General features: G+C 71.0%; 5 protein-coding genes. 2 read left to right on the plus strand and 3 right to left on the minus strand.

Annotation, left to right across the window (positions count from 1 at the left end):
* Both IY392_RS17115 and mscL read left to right on the plus strand, forming a co-directional pair.
* Positions 1–387 (plus strand): hypothetical protein (locus tag IY392_RS17115; RefSeq protein ID WP_194861887.1); only part of this gene is annotated, 387 nt, incomplete at its 5' end.
* A 100-nt stretch (positions 388–487) separates the two neighbouring features.
* Positions 488–916 (plus strand): large conductance mechanosensitive channel protein MscL, encoded by a 429-nt coding sequence (gene mscL, locus IY392_RS17120; RefSeq protein WP_107756968.1) that lies wholly within the window; start codon positions 488–490, stop codon positions 914–916.
* A 17-nt stretch (positions 917–933) separates the two neighbouring features.
* On the opposite strand, the gene IY392_RS17125 is transcribed toward mscL, so the two are convergent.
* The 3 genes from IY392_RS17125 to IY392_RS17135 all read right to left on the minus strand — a co-directional run.
* Entirely contained in the window at positions 934–1113 is a 180-nt protein-coding gene (locus IY392_RS17125; protein ID WP_194861888.1) for a hypothetical protein, read from the minus strand.
* Complete coding sequence (locus IY392_RS17130; protein ID WP_107756970.1) at positions 1110–1685, minus strand: molybdenum cofactor biosynthesis protein B; 576 nt, start codon at positions 1683–1685, stop codon at positions 1110–1112. Before IY392_RS17130 ends, IY392_RS17125 begins: the two co-directional genes overlap by 4 nt.
* Positions 1682–2714 (minus strand): S1C family serine protease (locus IY392_RS17135; protein ID WP_194861889.1); only part of this gene is annotated, 1033 nt, incomplete at its 5' end. The genes IY392_RS17135 and IY392_RS17130, both read right to left, overlap by 4 nt.

The raw sequence follows: 2714 nt of genomic DNA on the forward strand, positions 1-2714 counted from the left end.
CGGGCCGCACGGATCGCCGTGGCCGCCGCACTGGTGATCGCCGCGCCCGTCGTCGCACGTCAGTCCCCGGCGGAGGTGCCGGCCCCGCCCACGACGGACGCCCGTCATCACGCCGACAACCGGAACGTGAGGGTGGTCCCGGTCCCCCTGGCGGACCCGACCGTCGCCGACCTCCTGAGCGCCGGTGACCTGGTGGATCTGATCGGCACGGCCGACCCGGACTCGCCCGGCGGGCCCCTGGTGATCGCCAGAGCCGCCCGCGTCGCCGACACACCTACCGGCCGGGGCGGGAACCGCTCGATCCTCGTCGAGGTACCGGAATCCGACGCCGCCCGGGTGGCCTCTCACGCCGCCGGGACCCCGCTGGCGATCCTGGTGCACGGGTGACCGGGGCACGGATCGTGCTGGTAACGTCCCTGCGGTTCAGATCGGAGCGCACGTACGCGCACGTGGTGGACCACGCCGCGTCTCCAGGAAGGGGTGCAGGATGCTCAAGGGCTTCAAGGACTTCATCATGCAGGGCAACGTGATCGACCTGGCGGTCGCGGTGGTCATCGGCACGGCGTTCGCGTCGATCGTCGACGCCTTCACCAGCGCGATCATCAACCCGCTCATCGCGCTGCTGGGTGGCAACAGCGAGATCGGATTCGCCGTCCAACTACTGGACAACAACCCCGAGACCCGGATGGACTTCGGGTTGCTGCTCACCGCGATCATCAACTTCCTGCTCATCGCCGCGGTCATCTACTTCGTCCTGGTGGGGCCGATGAACAAGCTGAAGGAGGCCGCCGCCAAGCGCAAGGGTGTGGATGCCCCCGCCTCGGACAACGACCTCCTGGTGGAGATCCGCGACCTGCTCGCAGGGCGTCCGCTCAGCCATCCGTCGGACCCGCGGAACCCGTCCGGCGAGTCCTGACCCCGCACCCGGGCAACTCACCCGTGGTGGGGAGGGCGTTGCTCCCTCCACCAGTCGTCGCCGAGCCGGCCGTCCTCGTCGCGGATCTCGTCGGATGTGGTCCGAGGCAGGACCTCGCCGAACACCTCGTCGATCCGGGCGCTGTCTGTCCCGGCGCCGTCCTGCGGCCCGCCGTCCTCGACCCGCCGGTCGGTCACCACTCGTCGATCGCGGACAGCTGAGCCACCACGTACGAGACCAGCGGGCACAGCGTCGCCATCCCGTCACGGATCGCGGCGCGGCTCGGCGCGAGGTTGGCGACCACCGTGCTCCCGGACACCCCGACCAGACCGCGGGAGACGATCGAGTCGACGGCCCCGGCCGTGAGGCCTGACGACCGGACGGCCTCGGCGATGCCGGGCAGTCGCTGGTCGAGGATCTCCTCCGTCACCTCGGGGGTGATGTCCCGCGGTCCGACTCCGGTGCCGCCGACGGTCACCACGAAGTCGAAGCCGCCCACCACAGCGGTCTCGAGTGCCTTGCGGACCTCGGCCTCGTCGGCGGCCACTCCCACGACGCCGCCCACCAGGAACCCCTCCTCCTCGAGCAACTCGGTGACCAGCGGGCCGATCGTGTCCTCCCGGCCGTCCAACCGGTCGGTGACCACCACGACCATCGCGCGACCGGCGATAGGGGTGTCCGCCGGCTCGGTGGCCGTGGGGTCGAAGTCCACGTCAGTCTGGAGCCTGCGCCCACCGGGCAGAGACCTCGGGTCGAATCTCGTGCTCATCTCGCCTCTCCCAGTACCACGTCGACAGTCCTCGGCTGATCGCCCACACGAGAAGCATAGGTGACGGAGATCGTCTCCCCGGGGGCCCTCGAGCGGATGGCGGCGACCAACGCGTCACCGCTCTCGATCACCCGGTCTCCGACCCCGGTGATCACCGCCCCCTCCTCGATGCCCGCCTGCTCGGCGGGGCCCCCCGCCTCGGTGGTGCGCACCAGCGCGCCGCTGATGTCCCGCTGGTCGCTCACCGTGACCCCGAGAACCGCACGGGTGGCGAAACCCTGCTTGATCAGCTGATCCGCGATCCGCCGGGCCTGGTCGACCGGGATGGCGAAGCCCAGGCCGATGGATCCCGCGTTCCCGGATCCCAGCGATGCGATGGCCGAGTTGATGCCCACCAGTTCGCCGTTCATGTTGACCAGCGCGCCACCGGAGTTGCCGGGGTTGACCGCGGCGTCGGTCTGGATGGCGTCGATCACCGTGCTCTGGTCGGACTGCGCACCGCCGGCGCGCACCGGCCTGTCGAGCGCGGAGACGATGCCGGTGGTCACGGTGCCGGACAGACCGAGCGGAGAGCCCACCGCGGCGACGGCCTGGCCCTCGTCGAGGGTCGCGGAGGACCCGAGTGCGATCGGGGTGAGCGACCGGTCGGTCTCCGCCCTGATCACGGCGATGTCCGTCGCCGGATCGGTACCGACGATCGTCGCCGGGGCCCTCGACCCGTCGTGGAAGCGCACCTCGATCTGGCCGCCGGCGGCACCCAACGCGATGACATGGTTGTTGGTGATGATCAGACCGTCCGGGGTGAGGATCACGCCGGATCCCTCACCCCGCCCGGCCTGTCCGCGGACATCGATCGAGACCACGCTCGGCAGCACCGTGTCGGCAACGGACTCGACGGTGCCGTCCGGGGCCTGTCCCTCGGGCTGCGTGGCGGAGATCGGGGAGGCGAGCCTCGCGCCGTCGCCCCCGCCGGCCACCGTCGCGCCTATCCACCCGCCCAGGCCACCCGAGACCAGCATCGCCGCCACC

The sequence above is a fragment of the Dietzia sp. SYD-A1 genome (genome assembly GCF_015356725.1).
GTDB lineage: Bacteria > Actinomycetota > Actinomycetes > Mycobacteriales > Mycobacteriaceae > Dietzia.